Origin of the sequence: Serratia sp. OLAL2 (assembly GCF_002752475.1) — a bacterium.
GTDB classification, from domain to species: Bacteria; Pseudomonadota; Gammaproteobacteria; order Enterobacterales; family Enterobacteriaceae; genus Serratia; species Serratia bockelmannii.
On the sequence record NZ_MSTL01000019.1, the window covers coordinates 431,622 to 457,718 of the forward strand.

General features: G+C 58.7%; 18 protein-coding genes. 10 read left to right on the forward strand and 8 right to left on the reverse strand.

Going from position 1 to position 26,097, the window contains the following annotated elements; all coding sequences use genetic code 11:
* The first annotated feature begins 220 nt into the window (after window positions 1-220).
* From ssuE to ssuB, 5 genes are read left to right on the forward strand one after another with little or no spacing between them, the layout of a single operon-like run.
* Window positions 221-799, forward strand: a complete 579-nt coding sequence (ssuE, locus tag BVU99_RS19485) for an NADPH-dependent FMN reductase (protein WP_043137622.1) — start codon at window positions 221-223, stop codon at window positions 797-799.
* A 24-nt stretch (window positions 800-823) separates the two neighbouring features.
* Window positions 824-1,789, forward strand: a complete 966-nt coding sequence (locus BVU99_RS19490; protein WP_049295343.1) for a sulfonate ABC transporter substrate-binding protein — start codon at window positions 824-826, stop codon at window positions 1,787-1,789.
* Window positions 1,790-1,808: 19 nt separating this feature from the next.
* Window positions 1,809-2,957 carry an FMNH2-dependent alkanesulfonate monooxygenase gene (gene ssuD / locus BVU99_RS19495; RefSeq protein ID WP_025302298.1) on the forward strand — a complete coding sequence of 383 codons (1,149 nt, stop codon included), beginning with the start codon at window positions 1,809-1,811 and terminating at the stop codon, window positions 2,955-2,957.
* 11 nt (window positions 2,958-2,968) lie between these two features.
* Window positions 2,969-3,763 carry an aliphatic sulfonate ABC transporter permease SsuC gene (gene ssuC / locus BVU99_RS19500; protein WP_033650683.1) on the forward strand — a complete coding sequence of 265 codons (795 nt, stop codon included), beginning with the start codon at window positions 2,969-2,971 and terminating at the stop codon, window positions 3,761-3,763.
* Window positions 3,760-4,533, forward strand: coding sequence for an aliphatic sulfonates ABC transporter ATP-binding protein (ssuB, locus tag BVU99_RS19505; RefSeq protein ID WP_025302296.1), 774 nt, complete (start codon window positions 3,760-3,762; stop codon window positions 4,531-4,533). The genes ssuC and ssuB overlap by 4 nt, the downstream gene beginning before the upstream one ends.
* Before the next feature lie 52 nt (window positions 4,534-4,585).
* Here the strand turns inward: ssuB and pepN are convergent, their stop codons facing one another.
* Window positions 4,586-7,204 carry an aminopeptidase N gene (gene pepN / locus BVU99_RS19510; protein ID WP_089195727.1) on the reverse strand — a complete coding sequence of 873 codons (2,619 nt, stop codon included), beginning with the start codon at window positions 7,202-7,204 and terminating at the stop codon, window positions 4,586-4,588.
* A gap of 337 nt (window positions 7,205-7,541) precedes the next feature.
* Between pepN and BVU99_RS19515 the strand changes: the two genes are divergently transcribed.
* The 5 genes from BVU99_RS19515 to BVU99_RS19535 all read left to right on the forward strand — a co-directional run bounded on the left by BVU99_RS19515 (window position 7,542) and on the right by BVU99_RS19535 (window position 15,181).
* Window positions 7,542-9,242, forward strand: a complete 1,701-nt coding sequence (locus BVU99_RS19515; RefSeq protein ID WP_025302294.1) for a GGDEF domain-containing protein — start codon at window positions 7,542-7,544, stop codon at window positions 9,240-9,242.
* 255 nt (window positions 9,243-9,497) lie between these two features.
* Window positions 9,498-10,703, forward strand: coding sequence for a nicotinate phosphoribosyltransferase (pncB, locus tag BVU99_RS19520; protein ID WP_099817388.1), 1,206 nt, complete (start codon window positions 9,498-9,500; stop codon window positions 10,701-10,703).
* 213 nt (window positions 10,704-10,916) lie between these two features.
* The gene (gene asnS, locus BVU99_RS19525; protein WP_004928205.1) at window positions 10,917-12,317 is read left to right on the forward strand and encodes an asparagine--tRNA ligase; all 1,401 of its coding nucleotides are present in this window, start codon (window positions 10,917-10,919) and stop codon (window positions 12,315-12,317) included.
* Between the two features lie 301 nt (window positions 12,318-12,618).
* Complete coding sequence (ompC, locus tag BVU99_RS19530) at window positions 12,619-13,746, forward strand: porin OmpC (protein ID WP_025302292.1); 1,128 nt, start codon at window positions 12,619-12,621, stop codon at window positions 13,744-13,746.
* Window positions 13,747-13,990: 244 nt separating this feature from the next.
* Entirely contained in the window at window positions 13,991-15,181 is a 1,191-nt protein-coding gene (locus tag BVU99_RS19535) for an amino acid aminotransferase (RefSeq protein WP_049204255.1), read from the forward strand.
* Between the two features lie 77 nt (window positions 15,182-15,258).
* Here BVU99_RS19535 and BVU99_RS19540 read toward each other — a convergent pair whose 3' ends face one another.
* The 7 genes from BVU99_RS19540 to cmoM form a co-directional block, all read right to left on the reverse strand.
* The gene (locus BVU99_RS19540) at window positions 15,259-15,906 is read right to left on the reverse strand and encodes an MBL fold metallo-hydrolase (protein WP_025302290.1); all 648 of its coding nucleotides are present in this window, start codon (window positions 15,904-15,906) and stop codon (window positions 15,259-15,261) included.
* A gap of 64 nt (window positions 15,907-15,970) precedes the next feature.
* On the reverse strand, window positions 15,971-16,519 hold the full coding sequence (locus tag BVU99_RS19545) for a YcbK family protein (protein WP_025302289.1): 549 nt from the start codon (window positions 16,517-16,519) through the stop codon (window positions 15,971-15,973).
* A 180-nt stretch (window positions 16,520-16,699) separates the two neighbouring features.
* The gene (gene ldtD, locus BVU99_RS19550; protein ID WP_025302288.1) at window positions 16,700-18,508 is read right to left on the reverse strand and encodes a L,D-transpeptidase; all 1,809 of its coding nucleotides are present in this window, start codon (window positions 18,506-18,508) and stop codon (window positions 16,700-16,702) included.
* Window positions 18,509-18,728: 220 nt separating this feature from the next.
* Window positions 18,729-23,177, reverse strand: a complete 4,449-nt coding sequence (gene mukB, locus BVU99_RS19555; protein ID WP_025302287.1) for a chromosome partition protein MukB — start codon at window positions 23,175-23,177, stop codon at window positions 18,729-18,731.
* Complete coding sequence (gene mukE, locus BVU99_RS19560; protein WP_004928226.1) at window positions 23,174-23,902, reverse strand: chromosome partition protein MukE; 729 nt, start codon at window positions 23,900-23,902, stop codon at window positions 23,174-23,176. The genes mukB and mukE overlap by 4 nt, the downstream gene beginning before the upstream one ends.
* Window positions 23,883-25,205, reverse strand: a complete 1,323-nt coding sequence (gene mukF, locus BVU99_RS19565; RefSeq protein ID WP_004928228.1) for a chromosome partition protein MukF — start codon at window positions 25,203-25,205, stop codon at window positions 23,883-23,885. Before mukF ends, mukE begins: the two co-directional genes overlap by 20 nt.
* Complete coding sequence (gene cmoM, locus BVU99_RS19570; protein WP_025302286.1) at window positions 25,202-25,987, reverse strand: tRNA uridine 5-oxyacetic acid(34) methyltransferase CmoM; 786 nt, start codon at window positions 25,985-25,987, stop codon at window positions 25,202-25,204. Before cmoM ends, mukF begins: the two co-directional genes overlap by 4 nt.
* Window positions 25,988-26,097: the final 110 nt, after the last annotated feature.

The window sequence follows — 26,097 nt, forward strand, 5'->3', positions numbered from 1 at the left end:
TTATCCGGTATCCCCCGCCTAATTGGAATTGATTAAAGGCAAAAAAAGCCGTTTTTACGCAATCGTTTTCCCACTTCACCGCCAAATCGGCGCCAATCCGCTTTTGCGCATATCCAAATCAAAAAATGAGATTTAAACAACGCGCCCGGTTGCTGGTAGGTTTAAAACACTTCCCATTGATTTTCTAATTAAACCTAACTTTTAGTTATAAGGAGTGGCAATGCGCGTTATATCACTGGCCGGTAGCCCACGTATCCCATCACGTTCCGCCGCGCTGCTCTCGCTGAGTCAGAACTGGCTGCGGCAGCAAGGGGTGGAAGTGACGGCCTATACCCTGCACGACTTTGACGCCGAAGACCTGCTGTACGCCAACTTCAACAGTCCGGCGATCAAGGCGTTTGCCGAGCAGCTGGCGCAGGCCGACGGCCTGCTGATTTCCACGCCGGTTTATAAAGCGTCGTTCTCCGGCGCGCTGAAAACCCTGCTGGACCTGCTGCCGGAACGCGCGCTGGATCATAAGGTGGTGCTGCCGCTGGCGACCGGCGGTTCCGTCGGCCACATGCTGGCGGTGGACTATGCGCTGAAACCGGTGCTGGCGGCGCTGAAAGCGCAAGAGGTGCTGCACGGCGTGTTCGCCGACGACAGCCAGATCCAACTGACCGGCGAAAGCGCCACGCTCACCGACGCCGTGGCCGCCCGGTTGGAAGAGGCGCTCGCCAGTTTCTATTTGGCGCTTGGCCGCCGCAAACCGCCCGCGCTGCGCGTCGCCTCGCCGCTGACGGCGCGTCAAACCGCCTGACATGCCTGGAAAAGGAGGGCCTGAATGAAACAACGCAACGCTTTGCGACGTTGGCTGAGCGCCGCGGCCTTCACCGGCCTGCTGTCGCTGGTCTGGGCCAACGCCGCCGTCGCGCAGGATCCGGCGCAATTTCGCATCGGTTACCAGAAAGGATCGGTGAGTCTGGTGCTGGCGAAAAGCCACCGGCTGCTGGAGGAACGCTTCCCCGCCACCCGCATCAGTTGGATTGAATTTCCCGCCGGCCCGCAGATGCTGGAGGCCTTGAACGTCGGCAGCATCGATCTGGGCAGCACCGGTGATATTCCGCCGATCTTTGCGCAGGCCGCCGGCGCGGATCTGCTGTATGTCGGCGTTGAGCCGCCCAAACCGAAGGCCGAAGTAATCCTGGTGCCGGAAAATAGCCCGATCAAAACCGTCGCCGATCTGAAAGGCCATAAGGTCGCGTTCCAGAAAGGATCCAGCTCACATAACCTGCTGCTGCGATCGCTGCAAAAGGCCGGACTGAAATTTACGGATATCCAGCCCGCCTATTTGACGCCCGCCGATGCGCGCGCCGCATTCCAGCAGGGCAACGTCGATGCCTGGGCTATCTGGGATCCTTATTATTCCGCCGCGCTGCTGCAGGGCGGCGTGCGGGTGCTCGGCGACGGCACCGATCTGAATCAGACCGGTTCCTTCTATCTGGCGGCGCGCCCCTATGTCGAAGCCAATGGCGCCTTTATCAGCCAGGTCCTGACGGTGCTAACCCAGGCCGATGCACTCACCCGCAGCGACCGGGCGCAAAGCGTGACCCTGCTGGCCAACGCCATGGGGCTGCCGGAACCGGTGATCGCCAGCTATCTGGATCACCGCCCTCCGACCGCCATCACACCGCTCGATGCGCATACGATCGCCGCGCAGCAGCAAACCGCCGACCTGTTTTACGCCAACCGGTTGGTGCCGGTGAAGGTCGACATCTCGCAACGCATCTGGCGCCCAAGCGCGCAATAAATACGGGGGAACATTGACGATGAGCCTGAACGTTTTCTGGTTTTTACCCACCCATGGCGACGGCCACTATCTTGGCAGCGCGCAGGGCGCTCGCAGCGTCGATCACGGTTACTTGCAGCAGATCGCCCAGGCGGCGGATCGGCTGGGATTCGGCGGTGTGCTGATCCCCACCGGTCGCTCTTGCGAAGACTCTTGGCTGGTGGCCGCCTCGCTGATCCCGGTCACCCAGCGGCTGAAATTTTTGGTCGCGTTGCGGCCGGGCATCATCTCCCCTACGCTGGCGGCGCGTCAGGCGGCGACGCTGGATCGCCTGTCCAACGGGCGCGCGCTGTTCAATCTGGTCACCGGCGGCGATCCGGAAGAGCTGGCGGCGGAGGGGTTACATCTCAGTCATGAAGAGCGTTACGAGGCCTCGACCGAGTTCACTCATATCTGGCGCCGGGTACTGGAAGGCGAAACCGTCGATTTCGACGGCAAGCATATTCAGGTGAAAGGGGCCAAGCTGCTGTTCCCGCCGGTGCAGCAACCGCGCCCGCCGCTCTATTTCGGCGGATCCTCCGCCGCCGCGCAGGATCTGGCCGCCGAGCAGGTAGAAATGTACCTCACCTGGGGAGAGCCGCCGGCGCAGGTCAAAGAGAAGATCGAAGAGGTGCGCGCCAAAGCGGCGGCGAAGGGCCGACAGGTGCGTTTCGGCATCCGTCTGCATGTCATCGTGCGGGAAACCACCGAAGAGGCCTGGCGCGCCGCCGATCGGCTGATCGCCCACCTCGATGAGGAAACCATCGCCAACGCGCAGCAGGCCTTTGCGCGCTTCGACTCCGTCGGCCAACGGCGCATGGCGGCGCTGCACGGCGGCAAGAAGGACAACCTGGAGATCAGCCCGAACCTGTGGGCCGGCATCGGCCTGGTGCGCGGCGGCGCCGGCACCGCGCTGGTGGGCGATGGCCCGACGGTCGCGGCGCGCATGCAGGAATACGCCGATCTGGGCATCGACACCTTTATTCTCTCCGGCTATCCGCATCTGGAAGAGGCCTACCGCGTCGGAGAACTGCTGTTCCCGCACCTCGATCTGGCGCAGGAGGAAACGCCCGCGCGCCTTCAACCGGTGCGCCCGCAGGGCGAAGTGGTGGCCAACATCTATGTTCCGCAAAAAGTGTCGCAGAGCTGAGGAGCGCCCCGATGGCAAAGAACGCGCAACGCATCCTGTACCGGCTGGCCCCTTGGGCGCTGCCGCTGGCGCTGGTGATCATCTGGCAAGTCGCCGTCGAAACCGGCTGGCTGTCCAACCGCATTTTGCCGGCGCCGAGTGCGGTGCTGGCCGCCTTCTGGCGCCTGAGCCAAAGCGGCGAACTGTGGCAGCACCTGAGCATCAGCAGCCAGCGCGCGTTGATCGGCTTTGGCATCGGCGGCAGCATCGGACTGATCCTCGGCTTTATTACCGGGCTGTCGCGCTGGGGTGAACGCCTGTTGGACAGTTCGGTGCAAATGATCCGCAACGTGCCGCACCTGGCGCTAATCCCACTGGTGATCCTGTGGTTCGGCATCGATGAATCCGCCAAGATCTTTCTGGTGGCGCTCGGCACGTTGTTCCCGATTTATCTCAATACCTATCACGGCATCAAAAACATCGATCGCGGCCTGCTGGAGATGGCGCGCAGCTACGGTCTGAGCGGTTTTCGCCTGTTCACGCAGGTGGTGCTGCCGGGCGCATTGCCGTCGATTATGGTCGGCGTGCGTTTCGCCCTCGGGTTCATGTGGCTGACGCTGATCGTCGCCGAAACCATCTCGGCCAATTCGGGCATCGGCTACCTGGCGATGAACGCGCGTGAATTTCTGCAAACCGACGTGGTGGTGGTGGCGATCGTGCTGTACGCCCTGCTCGGCAAACTGGCGGACGTGGGCGCGCAGCTGCTTGAGCGCGTCTGGTTGCGCTGGCATCCGGCCTATCAACTGAAACAGGGAGAAGCGCTATGACCCTTCCCGCTCGCCTTGCACAAGGCACGCCGGTGACGCTGGAGTCCATCGGCAAACGTTACGGCAACCGCACGGTGCTGGACAATATTCAGCTGCGCATTTCCGCCGGGCAGTTCGTGGCGGTGGTCGGCCGCAGCGGCTGCGGCAAGAGCACCCTGCTGCGCCTGTTAGCCGGCCTGGAACAGGCCAGCAGCGGCGCGCTGCTCAGCGGCAACGCGCCGCTTGCCGCCGCCAAAGAGGATACCCGGTTGATGTTTCAGGATGCGCGCCTGCTGCCGTGGAAAACGGTGATCGACAACGTGGGCCTGGGGCTGCGCGGCCACTGGCACGACGCGGCGCTGCAGGCACTGGACGCAGTCGGTTTGGCGGATCGCGCCCGCGACTGGCCGGCGGCGCTGTCCGGTGGACAAAAGCAGCGGGTCGCCCTGGCGCGCGCGCTGATCCACCGCCCCCGCCTGCTGCTGCTGGACGAACCGCTCGGGGCGCTGGATGCCCTGACGCGCATCGAGATGCAAGGGTTGATAGAGACACTGTGGCAACAGCACGGTTTTACCGTACTGCTGGTGACGCACGACGTCAGCGAAGCCATCACGCTGGCGGATCGGGTGATCCTGATTGAAGAGGGCCACATCGGACTGGATCTGAGCATCGATCTGCCGCGGCCACGCCGCAAAGGTTCGGCCAGGCTGGCGGAACTGGAAGCTGAAGTGCTGGAGCGGGTATTATCACCGCCGGTCACCGCGGCCAGCTCACGCCAGGCGGCGAATTGAACGAAAAAAGGGACGGCGCAGGCCGTCCCTTATCTATATCAGCGTGAAAAGATCAGGCGTCGAGCGCCTTACTGATCTTCTCGTACAGATCGCCGGACAGGTTTTCCAACCCTTTCAACTGTTCCAGCGCCTTGCGCATCAGCGCCTGACGGCCCGCGTCGTAACGCTTCAGGCGAATCAGCGGTTCAATCAGGCGCGCGGCGATCTGCGGGTTGCGCTGGTTGAGATCGCTGAGGATCTCCGCCAGGAACTGATAGCCGCTGCCGTCCGCGGCATGGAACGCCGCCGGGTTGCCGGAAGCGAAGCCGCCAATCAACGAGCGGGTGCGGTTCGGGTTGCTCAGGCTGAACGAGCGGTGTTGCAGCAGCGCGCGCACCTTGCTCAACACGTCTGCCGATGGGCTGCTGCCCTGCAGCACGAACCATTTGTCCATCACCAGGCCATCCTGATGCCAGCGCTCGTCGAACGCCGCCAGCAGCGCATCGCGGCACGGCAGCTGGGCCGCGACCGCAGCAGACAGCGCCGCCAGCGAGTCGGTCATGTTGTCCGCCTGGCGATACTGTTCGCTCACCAGCTGGTCCGCCAGCACCACATCTTCGCCGAACGCCAGATAGCCCAGGCACACATTACGCAAGGCGCGCTTGGCGATCTCGCCATGCTCCACGCGGTAGCCGTCGGTCTTGTTGGCGTGATACACCGCCAGCCACTCATCGGCCAACTCCCGCGCCAGGCAGCGTACGATCGCTTCATGCACCGCGGCGATCGCTTCCGGATCGATAGTGGCGAACAGCTCGGCGATTTCGTTCTCCGACGGCAAGGTCAGGATCTGCGCCGCCAGCGCCGGATCCAGTTTTTCGTCCAGCAGCACCGCGCGGAACGCATCGGCCACGTGCAGCGGCAGCGACAGTGGCTGCTTCTGCTGGTGCCGCGCCACGTTCAGTTTGATGTAGGTCGCTAGCAGGCTCTGTGCCGCATCCCAACGCGCAAATTCATTGCGTGCGTGCTGCATCAGGAAGGTCAGTTGCTGATCGCTGTACGGATAGTCCAGTTTCACCGGTGCGGAGAACTCGCGCAGCAGCGAGGGCACCGGCTTGTGCGCCACGCCGTCGAACACGAAAGTCTGCTCCGCTTCGGTGACGTTCAGCACATTGTTGACCGGCAGCCCCCCCTTTTGTAAGGGGATGACGTTGCCTTCACTGTCGTACAGTTCGATATCCAGCGGGATATGCAGCGGCAATTTCTCCGGCTGATCGGCGGTCGGCGCGGTTTTCTGACTGACATGCAGGCGATATTGCTGGGTTTCCGCATCGTACTCGTCGCGCACCGTCAACAGCGGTGTGCCGGACTGGCTATACCAACGGCGGAAGCGCGACAGATCCACGTTGGACGCGTCTTCCATCGCCTGCACGAAGTCATCGCAGGTGGCGGCGCTGCCGTCATGGCGTTCGAAATAGAGCTGCATTCCTTTCTGGAAGTTCGCTTCCCCCAGCAGGGTGTGCATCATGCGGATCACTTCAGAACCTTTTTCATACACCGTCAGGGTGTAGAAGTTGTTCATCTCGATCACTTTGTCCGGGCGGATGGCGTGCGCCATCGGGCTGGCGTCTTCGGCGAACTGCGCGCCGCGCATTACGCGCACGTTATCGATGCGGTTGACCGAGCGCGATCCCAGATCGGAACTGAACTCCTGATCGCGGAACACCGTCAGCCCCTCTTTCAGGCTGAGCTGGAACCAGTCTCGGCAGGTCACACGGTTACCGGTCCAGTTGTGGAAGTATTCGTGGCCAATCACCGCTTCGATGTTCAGGTAATCCTTGTCGGTGGCGGTTTCCGCCTTCGCCAGCACATATTTGGAGTTAAAGATATTTAACCCTTTGTTCTCCATCGCGCCCATATTGAAGAAATCGACCGCCACGATCATATAAATGTCGAGATCGTATTCCAGACCGAAGCGGGTCTCGTCCCACTTCATCGAGTTCTTCAGCGACGTCATCGCCCAGTCGGCGCGATCCAGATTGCCGCGATCGACGAACAGCTCCAGTGCGACCTTACGGCCGGAACGGGTGGTGAAGCTGTCGCGCAGCACGTCGAAGTCCCCCGCCACCAGCGCGAACAGGTAGCAAGGTTTCGGGAACGGATCCTGCCATTGCACCCAGTGGCGGCCATCGGCCAATTCACCCTGGCCAATGCGGTTGCCGTTTGACAGCAGGAACGGATAGCGCGCCTTGTCGGCCACGATGCGGGTGGTAAAGCGCGCCAGCACGTCCGGGCGATCCTGGTAATAGGTAATGTGGTGGAAGCCTTCGGCTTCGCATTGCGTGCACAGCGCATCGCCGGACAGGTACAGCCCTTCCAGCGCGGTGTTTTTCGCCGGGTGAATGTCGTTGACGATGGTAAGAGTGAATTGTGCCGGCAACTCATCGATGATCAGCTGGTTATCCTGCTGACGGTAGGCGCTCCACGGTTGGCCGTCGACCTGAATGCTCACCAGCGTCAGATCTTCACCATCCAGCACCAGCGGTGCACCGACCGTGCCCTGACGTTTGATTTTACTGACGGCGGTCACGCGCGTGGTTTCCGCGTCCAGACTGAAGTCCAAATCGATATCGGTCGTGGTGTAATCGGGCGCGCGATAGTCGTGGCGGTATTTTGCCTGTGGCTGTTGTGTCATAAAAACCCTTAAACATCTCAGTGAGTTATAGGTGCCAGGCCGCTCTTCCCCTTCGTACCGCAGCCGGTGTGTTTCCCGGCAGCGCGCGGCGGGCCTGAATTGTGAATAAACTGTATCACAGCTGGCCGAAAAGCCCAGAGCCGCCGGGCGACCACGATAGAGAAATCAGAGGCAAATCATAAATCGTCCGTCTGGCGGCAGCGCGGGTGACCAATGGCCAAATAAAAATCAGCATTTAATGCTAAAAAACCACCATCGGGGGGCGCCGGCATAGTTGAGGCGGCTCAGGCAGCATGGTGGTATAATTGCGGCATCAGGCCCAGGGATGACTCGCACTATGAAAATCAAATACGCAATCTATTTTTTTACCCTGTGCCTGATGACCTCCTTCTCTCTGTTCATCGTCGATGAGCTGCTTGAAGCCCATACCGATTACCGCGACAACCAACTCAACCTGTACAAAATTGATCGCGCCAAAGAAATCTCCGAAGCCTTCCAGGCGGCGCTGCAGGCTCACCGTCTCAAACGATTGAGCCTGATCGATCCTCAGATCACCCGCGCGCAATGTTTGGCCGCCGATCGGGTGGCGCGCGAGAGAATCACCCGGATCCGCGAACATCTGGACGATGAGGTCGCCAGACAGCTCGGGGTTCGGCAAAAAATTGCCGCGCTGTCGATGATCGGCCTGATGGAACAGTTGCTGGATAATGACAACCTGCAGCTTTCGCAGATCAATAACACCAACGCTAATCTGTTCAACATCAACAGCGCCTATTACATCTCGCAAACCAGCAAGAGCTATTACCGTTATACCTACGATACCCGGATGGTGGATACCGACTCCTTTATGTTTCTCGAGGCCATCCGTCTCAATAACCGGCTGAATATGTCACTGACGGAATTGAGCGATCAGATTATCGACGTCAATGTAAGCCCGCTGGTTCGCAAAGACGCCTATCTGAAGTCCATTCAACTGACCGGCGTGCTGAACGCCCTGAGCACCCGATTGATCTTCATGAAGATCAACTACGACGATGGACAAATCACCGACATCGTCAATGCGTTACTCGCCCAGGTGTCCGCTGAACGCCTTCAACAGATTACCGATGGGCTGTACACCGCTATCGATACCCACAAGCCCTATCCCACAGCGCTTATCTCGCGCTATGTCGACGATGTGAGCGGGCTTTCGCAGGCGCTGTATCAGCGCAGCTTCGAATTGGAAACCCTCGCCTCGCGCCACAAGATTTATGACAGCCAGACGACCATTTACGGCATGATCGCACTTGCCGGCCTGGTGGTATTGCTGTTCATTTTGCCGGCGCTGGTGTTCTGCACCAGCATCAACCGTTGGCTGACCAAGACCCACAACAATATCGTACGGCTGTCGCGCGGTGAGATGAATATCGATCGCAACGACGCCTTCTACAGCCAGGAACTGATCGCCATCAGCGACGCCATTCAGCAGCTCAGGCAATACCAGTTGGACAAGGTCTCGCTGGAGAGCGAGAAACAACTGCTGATTAAAGAGCTCGAGGCCTCTTCCTTCCTCGATCCGCTCACCAATATCTACAACCGTCGTAAATTCTTCCTTGAATCTCAGCTGCTGGGCGACGGCAGCTACCCGCAGGCCTTTTGCCTGATCGATATCGACAACTTCAAACAGCTCAACGACAGCTACGGCCACGACGTGGGCGACCGGGCGCTGGTGGCATTCGGACACCTGCTGCAACGCGCGTTCCGTGCCAGCGACATTTTCTGCCGCTACGGCGGCGAAGAGTTTGCGGTGCTGCTGGGTAACTGTTCGTTGGACAACGCGCGGGACATCATGGAGCAATTGCGCGCCCGCACTCATCGCCTGACGCTACACCTGGCCGACGGACGGCAAGTGCATTTCACCACCAGCTGCGGCATCGCGCCGGTCAACGCGTTCACCGCACTGCAGGCGGCGATCAAACAGGCGGACGAAGCGCTCTATTTTTGCAAAAAGAGCGGCAAGGATCGGGTCAGCGTGCATACCGAAGCCGGCTTTATCTGATTCGCTGTTTAAAATAATTAACATTATAATTTTTATGACTAATTAGGGTAAGTCATTCACCTTACAGGCATATCTGGCTTTTTTTTCTCCCCGTCGCCGCCAGGCCGTCATAAAGGCACGTTTAATCCTCGACCCGCTTTGGTGATTTATGGTGTGATGCAGCTTCAATAACAGGATAATCCGGGTATACTCCACCCCCACTTTTATGATTATCCGGATTTGGACACGCGCCTGACGAGGATGCTGTAACGCGCTATGACTCAATACGCTTCCCCGATTTTGACATCACTGCTTGATACCGATGCTTATAAGCTTCATATGCAGCAAGCAGTGTTCCATCGCTATCCCGCGATCAGCGTGGCGGCGGAATTCCGCTGCCGCGGCGACGAACTGTTGGGCGAATATGCCGACGAGATCCGCGCGCAGGTGGCGCTGATGAGCCGGCTGGCGCTGACCGACGCCGAATTCGCTTATCTTTCGGATCTGCCCTTCTTCCGTCAGGATTACCTGAACTGGCTGCGCACGTTCCGCTACGATCCGCAGCAGGTCACCATCGACAACCGCGACGGCAAACTGCACATCCGCATCGCCGGCCCCTGGCGTGAAGTGATCATGTGGGAAGTGCCGTTGCTGGCGGTGATCAGTGAAGTGGTGCACCGCCGGCGCTCGCCGCTGGCGACGCCGGAACAGGCGGTGGCGCATCTGCAAACCAAGCTGGCGCAGTTCAAGGCGCTGGCGGGCGATCTGGACCTTTCGCGCTTCAAGCTGATGGACTTCGGTACCCGTCGCCGTTTCTCTCAGGGCGTGCAGCAGGCCATCGTCAGCACCTTGCAGGCCGAATTCCCGTACCTGTCGGGCACCAGCAATTACGATCTGGCTCATCAGCTCGGCCTGGCGCCGGTCGGCACGCAGGCGCATGAATGGTTCCAGGCGCATCAGCAGATAAGCCCGGTGCTGGCCAACAGCCAGCGCGCCGCATTGCAGGCCTGGCTGGATGAATACCCGGATCAGCTCGGCATCGCGCTCACCGACTGCATTACCATGGATGCTTTCCTGCGCGACTTCGGCCCGCAGTTCGCCGAGCGTTATCAGGGGCTGCGCCACGATTCTGGCGATCCCGTCGAGTGGGGTGAGAAAGCCATTGCCCACTATCAGAAACTGGGCATCGATCCGATGAGCAAAACGCTGGTGTTCTCGGACAACCTGGATCTGGAAAAAGCGCTGGCGCTCTATCGCCACTTCTATCAGCGCATCAATCTCAGCTTCGGTATCGGCACGCGCCTGACCTGCGATATTCCGGGCGTTAAGCCATTGAATATCGTGATCAAGCTGGTCGAATGCAAAGGCAAGCCGGTGGCTAAACTCTCCGACAGCCCCGGCAAGACCATCTGCCAGGACCAGGCCTTCGTCAGGGCCCTGCGCAAAGCCTTCGATCTGCCGCTGGTGAAGAAAGCCAGCTGAACCGCCTCTATATAGAAAGAAAGCCGGCCTGGTTCACGCGCCGGCTTTTTTGTTTTTATCCCGACCGCCCTCTTTTCAGTCAGCCGCAATAAATGTTGCGCCAATCCGATGATTTCTGCTTGTGCTCTGCACCGCGGCAAGTAACATAGCCATTACCCCCATATTCTTGGGTTGTAAGCTATTTCTAAACCAAATTATTAAAGAGAGAAATCTATGAGCGTAGTGCCTGTAGTCGACGTACTGCAAGGTCGTGCTGCGGTTGACAGTGAAGTCACCGTACGCGGCTGGGTACGTACCCGGAGAGATTCAAAAGCTGGTATCTCCTTCCTGGCCGTCTATGACGGTTCCTGCTTTGATCCGTTACAGGCCGTCGTTAATAATTCTCTGCCGAATTATCAGGATGAAGTGCTGCATCTGACTACCGGTTGTTCGGTTGAAGTCACCGGCAAAGTCGTCGCTTCACCGGGCGAAGGGCAGAGCTTCGAACTGCAGGCTACCGCGATCAAAGTGGTCGGCTGGGTCGACGATCCGGACACTTACCCGATGGCGGCCAAACGTCACAGCATCGAATACCTGCGCGAAGTGGCTCACCTGCGCCCGCGTACCAACCTGATCGGCGCCGTGGCGCGCGTGCGTCATACGCTGGCGCAGGCGATTCACCGCTTCTTCCATGAAAATGGCTATTTCTGGGTGTCCACCCCGCTGATCACCGCCTCCGATACCGAAGGCGCCGGCGAGATGTTCCGCGTGTCCACGCTGGACCTGGAAAACCTGCCGCGCACCGACAAGGGCGCCGTCGACTTCAGCGAAGACTTCTTCGGTAAGGAAGCCTTCCTTACCGTTTCCGGCCAGCTGAACGGCGAAACCTACGCTTGCGCGCTGTCGAAGGTTTACACCTTCGGCCCAACCTTCCGCGCCGAAAACTCCAACACCAGCCGCCACCTGGCGGAATTCTGGATGATCGAGCCGGAAGTGGCCTTCGCGACGCTGGACGACGTTGCCGGCCTGGCCGAAAGCATGCTGAAGTATGTGTTCCAGGCGGTGCTGGATGAACGCGCCGACGATCTGAAATTCTTCGCCGAGCGCGTGGATAAAGACGCTATCGCTCGTCTGGAGCGTTTCGTTTCTTCCGATTTCGCCCAGGTGGACTACACCGACGCCATTGAGATCCTGCTGGCCTCGGGCCAAACCTTCGAAAACCCGGTTTCCTGGGGTATCGATCTCTCTTCCGAACATGAACGTTACCTGGCGGAGAAACACTTCCAAGCGCCGGTGGTGGTGAAAAACTACCCGAAAGACATCAAAGCGTTCTATATGCGCATGAACGAAGACGGCAAAACCGTTGCGGCCATGGACGTGCTGGCACCGGGCATCGGCGAAATCATCGGCGGCTCGCAGCGTGAAGAACGCCTCGACGTGCTCGATCAGCGTCTGGAAGAGATGGGTCTGAATAAAGAAGACTACTGGTGGTATCGCGATCTGCGCCGCTACGGCACCGTGCCGCATTCCGGTTTCGGCCTGGGCTTTGAACGTTTAATCGCCTATGTCACCGGCGTGCAAAACGTGCGCGATGTGATTCCATTCCCACGCACGCCACGTAACGCAAGCTTCTAATTTATACGATCACTCGTTTTTTAAACGATTTCGTTACAAAACAAAGGCCAGCCTCGCTGGCCTTTCGCATTTTTTAATATTGACGCACGTCACAAAGTTCCCGAAAAATTACATTTGGTTACACATACTTTCCTTTTGCAACCTGATTGGGACATTGGTATCATTTTCGTCCTAGATTAACCCGCCTGTGAATGGAACACTGCGTTCAGACACAGGACGACACCAATCTATCAACAATAGTTCCCAAAGAATTATTGGCGGCAGTGGCAAAGGTGTCCGAATAACACCAATGAGGGTAATAATGATGAAGCGCAACATTCTTGCAGTGGTTATCCCGGCTCTGTTGGCTGCTGGTGCAGCAAACGCAGCTGAAATCTACAACAAAGACGGCAACAAGCTGGATCTGTACGGCAAAGTTGACGGTCTGCACTACTTCTCCGACGACAAAGGTAACGACGGCGATCAGACCTATGTTCGTTTCGGCTTCAAAGGTGAAACTCAGATTACTGACCAACTGACCGGTTACGGCCAGTGGGAATACAACGTCCAGGCTAACCACTCCGAATCTCAGGGCACCGAAGGCACCAAAACCCGTCTGGGCTTCGCCGGTCTGAAATTCGCTGACTACGGCTCCTTCGACTACGGCCGTAACTACGGCGTACTGTACGACGTGGAAGGCTGGACCGATATGCTGCCAGAGTTCGGTGGCGACACCTACACCTACACCGACAACTTCATGACCGGCCGTACCAACGGCGTTGCGACCTATCGTAACAACAACTTCTTCGGTCTGGTTGACGGTCTGAACTTCGCTCTGCAATACCAGGGCAAAAACCAGAACGACGGTCGTAACGTCAAGAAACAAAACGGCGACGGCTGGGGTATCTCCTCTACTTATGACATCGGCGAAGGCGTAAGCTTCGGCGCTGCATACGCTTCCTCCAACCGTACCGACGACCAGAAACTGCGTTCCAACGAGCGTGGTGACAAGGCTGATGCATGGACCGTGGGTGCGAAATACGACGCCAACAACGTTTACCTGGCGGCGATGTACGCAGAAACCCGTAACATGACCCCGTTCGGCGGCGGTAACTTCGGTCCAGGCTGTGCAGCTACCGATGACAAGTGCGGTGGCTTCGCGAGCAAAACTCAGAACTTCGAAGTGACTGCTCAGTACCAGTTCGACTTCGGTCTGCGTCCAGAAGTGTCTTACCTGCAGTCTAAAGGTAAAAACTTGAACGTCCCAGGCGTAGGTTCTGACCAGGATCTGGTTAAATATGTTTCTGTTGGTACCACTTACTACTTCAACAAAAACATGTCCACCTACGTTGATTACAAAATCAACCTGCTGGATGACAACGAGTTCACCAAAGCAACCGGCACCGCTACCGACGATATCGTAGCTGTTGGTCTGGTGTACCAGTTCTAAGTTGTCTCGCTTAACGGCGGTATACCGTCGGCTAAGTTAAAAAACAGGGCTTCGGCCCTGTTTTTATTTGTGTCTTCCGGTAACGTTTTATCCTGCAGATTTCCCCTTCCCCATCATTTTTTCTGTCGAATCCTTCCCGTTCACAAGATCGCGGTGTTTTTATCGCAAACGGTTGGCAAAGCCGATAACTGGCGCTACCCTGATGCTTCTGTCTGCTTAACTCCGAGATTTGGAAGCACCTGACATGTTTGAAAAAATCACCGCCGCACCCGCCGACCCGATCCTGGGCCTGACCGACATTTTCCGCGCCGACGCCCGCCCGAATAAAATCAATTTAGGGATTGGCGTTTATAAAGACGAAACCGGTAAAACCCCGGTGTTAACCAGCGTAAAGAAAGCTGAACAATATCTGCTGGAAAATGAGACCACCAAAAACTATCTCGGCATTGAAGGCATCCCGGCGTTTGCCAGCTGCACGCAAGTGCTGTTGTTCGGTAAAGAGAGCCCGATCGTCGCCGATCGTCGCGCGCGCACCGCACAGACGCCAGGCGGCACCGGTGGCCTGCGCGTGGCGGCAGACTTTATCGCCAACCAGACCAGCGCCAAGCGCATCTGGATCAGCAACCCAAGCTGGCCGAACCACAAGAACGTCTTTAGCGCCGTGGGCCTGGAAGTCCTGGAGTACGCCTACTACGACGCCGCCAACCACGCATTGGATTTCGACGGCCTGCTGAACAGCCTGAAACAGGCCCAGGCCGGTGATGTGGTGCTGTTTCACGGCTGCTGCCATAACCCGACCGGTATCGATCCAACGGCGGAACAGTGGGCACAGCTGGCTGAGCTTTCCGTGGCCAATGGCTGGCTGCCTCTGTTCGACTTCGCCTACCAGGGCTTCGCCAAAGGTCTGGAAGAGGATGCGCAGGGCCTGCGTATTTTCGCCGCCAAACATCAAGAGCTGATTGTCGCCAGCTCCTACTCAAAAAACTTCGGTCTGTACAATGAGCGCGTCGGCGCTTGCACCATTGTAGCTGCCGATGCCGAAACCGCCGATCGCGCCTTCAGCCAGGTAAAAGCGGCTATTCGCGCCAACTACTCCAACCCGCCGTCACACGGCGCCGCCGTTGTCGCCACCATTTTGGGTAACGATGCGCTGCGCGCGATGTGGGAGCAGGAGCTGACCGACATGCGCCAGCGCATTCACCGCATGCGTCAGCTGTTCGTGAACACCCTGCAGGAAAAAGGCGCCCAACAGGACTTCAGCTTCATCATCCAGCAGAATGGCATGTTCTCCTTCAGCGGTCTGACCAAAGAACAGGTGCTGCGTCTGCGCGAAGAGTTTGGCGTCTACGCCGTGAACTCAGGCCGGGTGAACGTGGCCGGCATGACGCCGGACAACATGGCACCGCTGTGTGAAGCCATCGTCGCCGTGCTCTAAATGCATCGACACAGGTCATAAATCATAAAAAAAGGGCGCTCTATGCGCCCTTGATTATTTCTGCCGGGAAATAATCGCTACCACACTGCCGGCTCTTCGCGCAGGAACGGGTTGGTCTGGCGCTCGTGGCCAAAGGTCGACATCGGGCCGTGGCCAGGAATAAAGCGCATATCGTCGCCCAATGGCAGCAGCTTGGTGCGAATAGAGGCGATCAGCGCCTGATGGTCACCGCGCGGGAAGTCGCTGCGCCCTACGCCACCGTTAAACAGCACGTCGCCCACCAGCGCCAAACGCGCTTGCTCATTGATAAAGACGATGTGGCCCGGCGTATGCCCGGGGCAGTGCAGCACCTTGAGCGTCATTTCGCCCACCTGCATCTCATCACCTTCTGACAGCCAGCGAGTCGGCGTCAGCGGCGCACACTCTTCCAGCCCGAACATCCGGCTCTGCGCCGGCAAACCATCCAGCCAAAAAGCGTCTTCTTTATCCGGGCCGTAAATCGGCACCTGATAATGGTCCGCCAGCTCCGCCGCCGCACCAACATGATCCAAATGGCCGTGAGTCAGCAAGATCTGAGTGATCATCACCCCCTGCTGCGCGACTTCCGCTTTGATTTTTTCCGCTTCACCGCCGGGATCGACCAACGCCGCTTGCTGCGTGTTTTCACACCAAATCAGGCTGCAGTTCTGGCTAAAAGCGGTAACGGGAATAAGATGGTATTTCATAAGGCTCCAACGACAATAACGCCGCTTCCGCAAGGGGCGGCGTTATTCACTGACGGCACAGCGGTTACCAGGTCCGAACCGGGCCGGTATCGATGTGTACGAAGTTGCTACGTGGGTAATATCCTACACCACCGGCGCGCATTTTTAACGCCGCTTTACGGATATTACTCAATTGGATACCTTCGATGTGGAAATCCATCGCCTGGCCCTTGGTGTGGTAGCTGTGCTTGGCCACGCCGCGGCTGTGTGCGCGCAATTCGTTGTTGGTATCTACGGAACGGTATCCGGAGATCAGCTGCACCGGCTTGCTGGTGCCCAGCAGCCCCTGCAGACGATAAAGGTGATCAAACAAGCGGGGATCGATCGATTTAACCTTGTTGGCGCGATAATCGCGGAACAGATGATTTAACCGCACCAACTCTTCTTTATTGTAACCTTTGCCGTCAAAGAACTCGGCTTTAATAGATTCACCGGTATTCAGGTTATTCAGCACTAAAATACGCGGTCGAGCGGTGGAAAGACTGGCAAACGCCTGCCCTGGAAGCAGCGCTATGCCCATAGCAGCGCCACCTAGCGCCAGCCATTTACGGCGGTGATGATCAATTTTGTCCATGACTCTGTTAAACCCGGCAAGAATGTCAAAATAAATGCACAAAGCAGCGCACTGTCCGAACCATAACCGCCTGCGTATGCTGAGTCAACCCGCGATACGCCTAGGTTTACAGGCCCCCGGCTACGGGGGCCTGCGGTATAGCCAAACATTCTGACCGTTATTTATTTATAATTACTGCATTTACTGCATTAATTTTTTGGCCTGAGCCAAAATTTGTGCGCCCGATCGCACCGTATTATCATAATTGTAAATATCTGTACGGAATTGCGGTTGGCCGTCATCCGAAACCCAGGCGGTAAGATAATACAGTTTTACGGGAATACGCTGGCGAATATTCACATAAGTGGTATTCCCCTCTTTCAGTGTGGAAGACACGCGGCTGTTGTTCCAGCCGGCGTCCTGCAGCAGCATATTCGCCAAATCGGACGCCTTATTCACCCTCACGCAGCCGGAGCTGAGCGCGCGGATATCTTTCTGGAACAGGCTGTGGTTCGGGGTATCGTGCAAATAGATAGCGTCCGAGCTCGGCATATTGAACTTGAAGCGCCCCAGCGAGTTGGTCGCTCCCGGCGCCTGACGGACGCGATACGGGAAGTTACGCGCAGAGACCATGCTCCAGTCGATCATAGACGGGTTGATCACTTCTGCATCGTTGCTCCAGCCCGACAGCACGGTGTAGCCGTGTTTCTGGAAATAGTTACCGTCGCGCATCGCCTTCGGCACGATATCCTCACGCACTAGCGTGGTCGGCACGTTCCAAGGCGGGTTGACCACCACGTTGTTCAACGCGCTGCTCATCAGCGGCGTCTTGCGGCTCGGCCGCCCGACGATAACGCGGGAGGACAACACTTCGTTGCCGTTCTGATAGTAGGTCAGCGAGTAATTGGGAATGTTCACCATAATGCCAGTGCCGACATGCCCCGGTAAAATTCGCAGACGTTGGATATTCAACGCCAACAGCGCGGCACGGGTTTTCGGTGACACGTTGAGCCACTCGCGAGTGCGCACGCCGATCACGCCGTCCGCCGTCAGCCCCTGCCATTTCTGGAAGCGCTTGACGCCCTCCGCCAGCTCGTCGGTATAGAGATTGTCGCTCACCACGCTGCCGATCTGCGGCGGCGTCTGTTCCGCGGTCAGCTCCGTCACCGGCGCCGCCGATGGGCTGACCGTCACGCGGCTTTTCTCTTCGTCTACCGTCAGCCCGCCGTCGTCGGGCTCATTGCTCTTCGCCGAGACCACCGCCGGTTCCGCTTCCGCTTCCGGCGCCGAGGTGGCCAGCATACCGGTGCGCGTCAGGATCTCACGCAGCGCCGGGATATCATTGCTCATTTGGCCTGGGCGCAGGCTCGGGCCACTGCCCACCTGGGGCCAAGGGCGATTGTCCGCCAGCAAGTCGCGCAGCGCCTGATGCATCTTGGCGTATTGCGGATGTTGCGGCGCGAGCGAATTCACGTAGCTCAGGGTACGCGCCTGGCGCACCGCCAGCTGCCACTGATTAATCACTGCGGTGGGCGGCAAGCCAAGCTTGTAGGGAATATTGCTGTACAGCCAGTTGTTGCCGTTGGCGCCGATCGCGGACACGAACTGCAAATAGCCCAGCATCGCATCGGACAACACCACATCGCGGCCCACTTCATTGAGCGCCGGATCGGTCAACATCTTCACCCACTGGGTGAACTGCGGCTGCACGCCGGACATCGCCAGCTCGGCCAGCTGCTGCTGAAACTGCTGAACGGCTTCGCGATCCTGCCACATCGGCTGCATATGGTTCGCCGCATACAGCGGCGCCAGCGTGGACAGGTAGTGCAAATCCATGCCGCGCGGCAACGCGGCCAGCAGTTCAGAACGGCTCTGCGCAACGGACATGCCTGCTGATGCCACTGGTAACGCCGCTACGGTGGCCGATGCGGAAAACGACGACACAAGACTACAGGCGATAGCGCCACTCAGCGCCAAACGCCGTAGAGAGTTTCCCTTTTTAAGCAACATCCCTTGCCCCCTGTATGCTCACAAAAAAAACGTCAAAAACTGCATATAGTTTCAGTATACAAACAGAAAGGCCGTTTCGCCCTGCGGGCGTCGAATTACTGTTTATCTGATTAAACTAACCGCTTTTCAACGGATAAAAAAGCAGGACTATCATCCACGCGTACAAAAAAATAGCCACCCTACGGCGGCTATTTTCGGATTTTTAGGGCGTTTTTCTACCTTACTGCGTTTCAACCGACGCAGTACCCAGCGCCGGCGGCTCGCCGGCAAAACCGCGCAGCCCCACCACGTGCACATGCTCGTGGTTCTGGAACACCTTACGCACCAGTTTATAGGTGGTGCCCTTCTCTGGACTGATGTTTTCCGGCGCCGCGATGATGAGCTGCATCTCCAGACGGTCGCACAGTTCGAACAGCGTGGCGATCGACTTGGCATCCAGACGCGCCGCTTCATCGAGGAACAGCAGGCGACACGGCGAGATGTCTTTGCCGCGCAGACGGCGGGACTCTTCTTCCCAGCTCTGTACCACCATCACCAGAATTGACATCCCGGTACCGATGGCCTCACCGGTAGACAACGCGCCGCTTTCCGCACGCAGCCAGCCGTCGGAGCCACGGTACACTTCCACTTCCATCTCCAGATAGTTGCGGTAGTCCAGCAACTCCTCGCCGATGGTCTGTGGCGTGCGCTGCCCCATGTCGATCTGCGGATTCAGGCGCTGGTAAAGCTTGGCCAACGCTTCGGAGAAGGTCAGGCGGTTACTGTTAAACAGATCCTGATGTTGTTCCTGTTGCTCAGAGAGCACGTCCAACAGGGTGGCGTGCGCTTCTCGCACATTGACGTTCAGGCGCACGCTCTTCACCTGGCCGAAGGAAACGGCCTGCAGCCCCTGGTTCAGCATGCGAATACGGTTCTGTTCGCGCTGAATGGTTTTGCGAATGATGTTGGCCACGCTTTTCGAACTGATCGCCAGCTTCTGCTCGCGCGCGGTCAGCTCTTCGGTTAGACGGCCCAGCTCGATCTCCATCTGCTCGATGGCCTCGACCGGATCGTCGGTGCGAATGATGTCCTGACGGATACGCTCGCGCAGGTGTTGGTACACCGCGATATAGAACTGAATCTTGCGCTCCGGCCGCTTCGGATCTTCCGACAGGCGCAGCACGTCTCGCAGGTGTTCGTTGTCCGCCACGGCCAGACGCAGCGCACCGAGCGCCTTATCCGACATCGAACGCAGCTCGTCGCCATCCATATACGCCAGCTCGCGGCGATGCAGGCGGCGTTCCACGCCATTGTCTTTCACCAGACGCATCACCGCGCACCAGCCCGCCTTGGCGGTCACCACCTGCTCGCGCAGCTGATGATAGTCGCGTTCCAGCTTGCGCAGTTTCTTCTGCAGGCCATCCATTTCGGCTTCGCAGAAGGTCAGCTGTTTCTCCAACTGATTGCGACGAGCACGGTTGTTGCTCAACGCCGTATGCAGCTCGTCGCGGCGCTGGCGCGCACGCGCTTCGGCGTTGGCGTCGGCCTGCACGCCGATATCTACCAGCTCCTGGCTCAGCTCTTTCAGCATGTCGCGCTTGGCGTCATACGAACTTTTCAGCGAGGCCAGCACCTGGCTGTACTGGGTGAACTGGGTTTGATACTGACGCAGCTGTTCACGGGCACGGGCGCGTTCGGCTTCCGCCTGCTCCAGGCGCTGACGCAGCTTGTCGTTGAGATCGTTGTTGGCATTCTGCATGCCGGCGGAGTCGGTATAGCTGAAATGCGCGCGGCGCTGCACCACTTCCGTCAGCGCGAACGCCTGCTGTTTGGCCTGGCGCTGCACGCTTTGCGCCTGCGCGTAGTCCTGCTGCAGCTGTTCATGCTGCTGCGGATCGCTCTGCAGCACCGACAGCAGCGGCTCCAGCTTGGTCAGCGACACGCCGTGCTGCTGAATATGACGCGCGGCGTCCTGCGCCTCTTCCAGCTCTTCGCGGATCTCGTCGACACGATCCTGCAGCGTTTCATCGTTCAGCAACGATACCAGCGGCATCAAGCGGTTGAGCGCGGAAATGCCCTCTTTGGCCTGATCGTACTGCTGACGCTGCTGCTGGTTCTGCGCTTCGTGATTGTTCAGCGCGCGTTCGATTTCGCCACGGCGGGCGCTCAAACCGCGGATCTCCGCTTCCGGATCAGCGTCGAACGCCACCGCCAGATGGGTGCCGATAAAGCGGCTGAAGGCCTGGTGTGAACGCTGGGTTTTCTGCACGTCGAACGACAGCGTGGCGTAACGCTCCGCCAGCGTTTCACGCTCGGCATGCAGCACTTCCAGACGGTTTTCGCGCGCCGCGCGGCCGAACAACGGCACTTCCGGATAACGAGAATAACGCCACTGGCGATCGGCGATCTTCACCACCACCGCTTTGTCCTGCTCTTCGACGGCGAACACGCTGTCATCGAACGACTGCGGATCCCCTTCGATCAGGTAAAGATCTTCCGGGCAATCTTCCAGCCCTTCCAGCATCTCGCGCACCAGCGACAGATCCGGCACCACGATGGCGTGGCGCGAAGGGCCGTACAGCGCCGAGAAGTAAGGCGCGTCGTCGATGGTGACATCATCGTAAATTTCCGACAGCAGCACGCCGCCGAAACGTTCGGCCAGCGTGACCAGGCGTTGATCTTCCGCGCCGCCCGGCTGGCTGAGACGTTCGATCTGCGCTTCCACTTCACGTTTGCGGGCCGCCACTTCGTCGCGCTCGACGGTGGTTTCACGCTCGCGCTCCAGCAGCTGCTGCATGTATTCGGTCACCTGCTGGCTGTTTTCCAGCGGCTCTCCGCTCTGATCGCTGAGCTGGCCCAGGGCGTCCTGCGCCGCCAGCCACACCGGGGCACGCGCCGTCAGCTCACGGATGCGCTGCTGGATCTGCTCCAGTTCCTGGCGCATCTCCATACGGCGTTCACCGGCTTCGCTGACATTCTGCGACAGCGCTTCCAGGCGCTCTTCCAGCTCCTGCTGCAGCATGTCGAGATCGTCCGGCTGGTACTCTTGGCCATGGCGTTTGCAAAATTCGTTCAGCAGGCGTTCGGCGTCCTGCTGCGAGCGCAGGCGCTGTTCCAGTTCGCTCAGGCGCAAACGCAGCGGCTGAACGCGCTCGGCGAGGTGTTGCTGCGAAGGCCAGTCGCGCAGCAATTCGCGCGCGCACTGCCAGGCTTCGCTGCGGCTGACCTGACCGGCAATTTTACCCACCAGCTGATAGGCCTGTTCGAACTGGCCGTGTGCGGCGTCGGCCACGCTCAGCTTCTGTTCCAGCATCAGCAACGCTTCGGTCGCTTCCTGCTCGCGGGCCTGGAAGGTGTCCAGCCACTGTTCGGCGTTGTCGGCGGTCAGGTTCGGCAGTTGGCACAGCGCGCGCGCGCGCTCCAATGCCTGCAGCGCCTGTTGGTACTGAATGGCACGGGTCTGCTGCACGTCGAGCGCCTGCTGGTAGTCGGCCAACTGGCTCTTCAGTTCGTCCACTTCCAGCTCGGCCGCTTCGGCGCGCGCCTCGTTTTCGGCCTGCTGCTCGCTCGCCTCGGCCACCACTTCGTTCTGCTCTTCCAGACGGTAGGTCAGCTCTTCCAGATCGGCTTCATAGCGTTCGATCTTCTCCTGCTGACGCATCGCCGTCTGCACCAGATTCAGGTGGTCGCTGGCGGCCTGGTAATCGGTTTCCAGATCGGATTCGGCGCCGCTCTGTTCGCTCAGCTCGCGCGCCATTTCCACATGGCGATACTGTTCGGCGGCCAGTTGCTTGCGGCTGCCCAACAGATCGCTGCGCAGCGCCAGCGCGCCGTCCAGATGGATGCGGCGTTCGTTGGCGTGGCGCATATAGTCCGCCGCCACATAGGAGGTGGCCTCGGAGATCAAATGCTTGAACAGGTCACGATCCGACTGGGTGACGCGGATCGCTTCCAGCGTCATGCGGTTTTCGCGCAGCGCCGCTTCCATGTCCTGGAACGCCTTGCGCACGCCGCTGTTTTCCGGCAGCAGGTAATCGCGCAGCGAGCGGGTGATGGCGCTGGAGATACCACCGTACAGCGACGCTTCAATCAGACGGTAGAATTTGCTGCGATCGGCGGACGAACGCAGGCGTTTCGGGATCACGCCCAGATCGAACATCAGCGAGTGGTAATCGGTGATGGAGTTGAACTGCTTGAACTGCACGCCCTCCATCTCTTCCACGCGCTCTTTCAGCTCTTGCAGCGACAGCACGCGCGCCTGGCGATCGCCCACGGTCTGGGTCAGCAGTTCGGTCGGCTGTACCGCGGTCGGCAGGCCCTGGATGGTGAAAGGTTTGATGTCGACCTTACGATCGCGCCCTGCCACCTGCTGCAGGCGCACACCGACCACCACGCGCTGGTGGCGCGAGTTGACGACGTCGAGGGTGGAGTAACACACGCCGGCACGCAGCTTGCCGTGCAAGCCTTTGTCGCGCGAACCGCTGGTGGCGCCCGCTTCGGTGGTGTTACGGAAGTGCAGCAGCGTCAGGTCGGGGATCAGTGCGGTGACGAAGGCCGCCATGGTGGTGGACTTCCCCGCCCCGTTACCGCCGGACAGCGTGGTCACCAGCTCATCCAGATCAAAGGTACGGGCGAAGAAACCGTTCCAGTTAACCAGCGTCAGCGAGCGAAATTTACCGCGTTCAATCATTCCTGTTCATCCTCTGCACCGTCAGGAGCGTTATCAACCTGCTGATCCTCAGCGTCATTCTCATCGTTCAGCGACAGGCTGGTTTCAACCGGCATCGCCTCGCCGTCGCGAATCATGCGCAGCTGCGCTTCACGCGGATCGTCGCCGCTGCGCACGTCGGCGCCGAAGCGGAACACCGCCTCGGTAATGCGGAACTTGCTGCTGTCATTGCCCATGAAATAGACCATGCCGAGGCGGCGCAGGCGGTTCAGCGAGGTGCGCACCTTCTCGTGCAGCTTCTGCCGATCGAGATCCGAACCGGTGGAGCGCTGGTTGACGAACTTCAGCAGCTTGTTCTCATCCGCCAGGCTCAGCAGCTCGTCGTACAGCTCCTGATGGCTGAAAATGCCTTCGTGCGCCAGGCGCTCGGGGCTGAGATACAGATAGCACAAGATCTTGCCGACCATCATATCCAGCTCGGACAGCACCGAACGCGGGATCAGCGTGGTGGAGCGCGGGCGCAAATAGAAGAAACCTTCCGGCGCCCGAATCAGCTCGACGCTATAACGGTTGTAAAATTCTTCCAGCTCATCCTGGAAATCCATTAAAAAGGCGTGGTTGTCCAGTTCATCGATACCGATGTGACGACCCGCGCGCAGTTGGCTATCCAGCGCCGGGAACAGCGAGTTGGACAGCGCCTTGGCCAGCTTGACTGGCATTACTTGTTCAATATTTGTCGATGACATGGGCCTGGACCTTGGCTCCGTAATCATTGATTGCCTGCCATTCCGCCGGCAACCCTGAGAAATCTGCTTCAGCCACACCGAGGCGCACTGCCTGGTCGACCACTAAACGTGCCACGTCGAAATGACGCGCACGCGGATATTGCGCCAGGTAATCGCGCATCACCGCTGCAAGATTGAGCGGCATCTGCTGTTCCTGGTACACCTTCAGCGCCTCTTCGATCATCGCCGCCAGCTGTTCGCGAATTTCGCTGAACTCTTCGAACTCCAGATCCGGCGGCAGTTCCCCGGTCACTTCCTCGCTGCGCAGCGCCAGTTCTTCGTCGCGCATGTCCAGCAGACGATCGGCATTGGCATGGGTCAGCGCCCAAGGGTGGTCGAAATAGGTTTGCACCGACTGGCGCAAGCGTTGGGCGAACACGCGGTTTTTATCCATATCGATAGCGGTACGGATAAATTTATGTACGTGGCGATCGTAGCCGATCCACAGGTCGATCGCCTGCTGACCCCAACTGATGATGCGATCCAGCTTGCTCTGCAGATCGAACACCAGCTTGTCGACGAAGCCGAGCTCCACGTTGCCGAGGGTTGCGTCCTGGATGCGCAGCAGATTGGCCTGCAGCTTGTCGCCCGCCGCATCCAGCGTATCCTGCAGTTCGCGCAGGGTGCCCGAGGTTTCCGACAGCAGCATTTCGCAGCTGGAGATCGCCGCCCGCCAGTCTTTGCTCAGCAGCGCCGCGATGTCGTTTTTCACGCTCTGCTGCTGCTCGTCCATCACACGTTGCGTCATGTCGATGCTGTCGAAGATTTCCGCCACCGAATATTTCAACGGCGCGAACACGTTGCGATGCCAATGGAAATCGTCGCCGCCCTCGTCGGCGGCATCGGCGGCGCGTTTGAGTTCCTGCGCCACGATCGACAGCTGCATCGACAGACGCAGCGTGGAGAATTCGCGTTGGCGAATATAGTAATCGGTAATGCCGATACCCAGCGGCGTCAGGCGGTAAATCGCGTTGCCGTCCGCCAATTCGCTGGTAAAGCGGTTCAACAGGCGCTGGCGCACCATGTCGTTGATCGCATTGTTGGCGCGCATCGCCACCGTTTCATGCGTCTGTTCAAAACCCTTGCTGACATGGCGAAATGCATCAACCAGCTCACCTTCGCTCATCTCGCCGTCCAGCCGTTCGCCATTCAGGGTGGCGATAGCGAGCAGAAATGCGAGACGCTCCGTAGGGAGCGAAATAGAGAAATCATTTTTCCGTGCCCAGGCGACCAGTTCGGGTACTGTCTGGGAAAATTCACTCATAGTTCGTCCTTCAGGTTTGGTTTATGCGCCATGACGTGAATATAGCGCCCCAAACTCACGTACGGCTCCTGCCGGCAATAGTGCTGTTCAAGCGCCAGTAACTCTTCAAATTTTTGTGTTTGCAGCTGTCTGCTCTGCAGGTAGTCGTGAAACACCCGCACGCCGGTTTTGCCGCTGATGCGCATGCCCAGCTGTTCCAGCCAGCCGTAGACCAATAGCGGATCGTGCGGATATTGTGGCGACAGCGAACGCTTGCGGCGCCGTCTGACTTCGGGATCCACCAGTTGGAAGTTACCCAACACCACGTTACGCATCAAGAGACCGTTAGCGTTGAAGAACATCAGCGACAGCGCGCCACCCGGCGTCAGACAGTCGCACAATGCCTGCAGTGCCGCTTCGGGTTCTGCGATCCATTCAAGCACTGCATGAAACAATATCAGATCAACCGGCTGTTCCAAATGTTGAGCGATATCCTGCGCAGAACTTTGTACGAATTGCATGTTCTGGCTCACACCTTTCTGCTCCGCCAGCTGCGCGGCGCGCTGGATCATCTCACCAGAAAGATCGCACAACAACACCTGATGTCCTAATTCTGCCAGTTGGCAGGCCATATGGCCTTCCCCGCCCCCGGCGTCAAGGATGCGCAGCGGCCGCTGCGGCAACTGCGCCAGCAGCCCGGTCAGATCCTGCCAAACCACCGCCTGGCGGATTTTTCCTTTCGTGGTGCCGTAAATATTACGCGCAAATTTTTCAGCAATATCGTCAAAATTGCGATCCTGCATGGACAACGGCTCCGCTGATCTCATTCTTGCGGCGGCAAAGCGCACGCCCATTCAAACCTGCTATTTTGGCACAGACTGGCTTAGAATGTATCTTCTTGCGGCCTGTTTAT

What these genes read in the sequence shown, in the direction of transcription:
- mukF (WP_004928228.1), bottom strand. Translation starts at nt 25,205, where the DNA reads ATGAGTGAATTTTCCCAGACAGTACCCGAACTGGTCGCCTGGGCACGG.
- ssuB (WP_025302296.1), top strand. Translation starts at nt 3,760, where the DNA reads ATGACCCTTCCCGCTCGCCTTGCACAAGGCACGCCGGTGACGCTGGAG.
- ompC (WP_025302292.1), top strand. Translation starts at nt 12,619, where the DNA reads ATGATGAAGCGCAACATTCTTGCAGTGGTTATCCCGGCTCTGTTGGCT.
- ldtD (WP_025302288.1), bottom strand. Translation starts at nt 18,508, where the DNA reads ATGTTGCTTAAAAAGGGAAACTCTCTACGGCGTTTGGCGCTGAGTGGC.
- BVU99_RS19535 (WP_049204255.1), top strand. Translation starts at nt 13,991, where the DNA reads ATGTTTGAAAAAATCACCGCCGCACCCGCCGACCCGATCCTGGGCCTG.
- ssuE (WP_043137622.1), top strand. Translation starts at nt 221, where the DNA reads ATGCGCGTTATATCACTGGCCGGTAGCCCACGTATCCCATCACGTTCC.
- BVU99_RS19490 (WP_049295343.1), top strand. Translation starts at nt 824, where the DNA reads ATGAAACAACGCAACGCTTTGCGACGTTGGCTGAGCGCCGCGGCCTTC.
- mukE (WP_004928226.1), bottom strand. Translation starts at nt 23,902, where the DNA reads ATGTCATCGACAAATATTGAACAAGTAATGCCAGTCAAGCTGGCCAAG.
- pncB (WP_099817388.1), top strand. Translation starts at nt 9,498, where the DNA reads ATGACTCAATACGCTTCCCCGATTTTGACATCACTGCTTGATACCGAT.
- ssuC (WP_033650683.1), top strand. Translation starts at nt 2,969, where the DNA reads ATGGCAAAGAACGCGCAACGCATCCTGTACCGGCTGGCCCCTTGGGCG.
- BVU99_RS19545 (WP_025302289.1), bottom strand. Translation starts at nt 16,519, where the DNA reads ATGGACAAAATTGATCATCACCGCCGTAAATGGCTGGCGCTAGGTGGC.
- ssuD (WP_025302298.1), top strand. Translation starts at nt 1,809, where the DNA reads ATGAGCCTGAACGTTTTCTGGTTTTTACCCACCCATGGCGACGGCCAC.
- BVU99_RS19540 (WP_025302290.1), bottom strand. Translation starts at nt 15,906, where the DNA reads ATGAAATACCATCTTATTCCCGTTACCGCTTTTAGCCAGAACTGCAGC.
- mukB (WP_025302287.1), bottom strand. Translation starts at nt 23,177, where the DNA reads ATGATTGAACGCGGTAAATTTCGCTCGCTGACGCTGGTTAACTGGAAC.
- cmoM (WP_025302286.1), bottom strand. Translation starts at nt 25,987, where the DNA reads ATGCAGGATCGCAATTTTGACGATATTGCTGAAAAATTTGCGCGTAAT.
- pepN (WP_089195727.1), bottom strand. Translation starts at nt 7,204, where the DNA reads ATGACACAACAGCCACAGGCAAAATACCGCCACGACTATCGCGCGCCC.
- BVU99_RS19515 (WP_025302294.1), top strand. Translation starts at nt 7,542, where the DNA reads ATGAAAATCAAATACGCAATCTATTTTTTTACCCTGTGCCTGATGACC.
- asnS (WP_004928205.1), top strand. Translation starts at nt 10,917, where the DNA reads ATGAGCGTAGTGCCTGTAGTCGACGTACTGCAAGGTCGTGCTGCGGTT.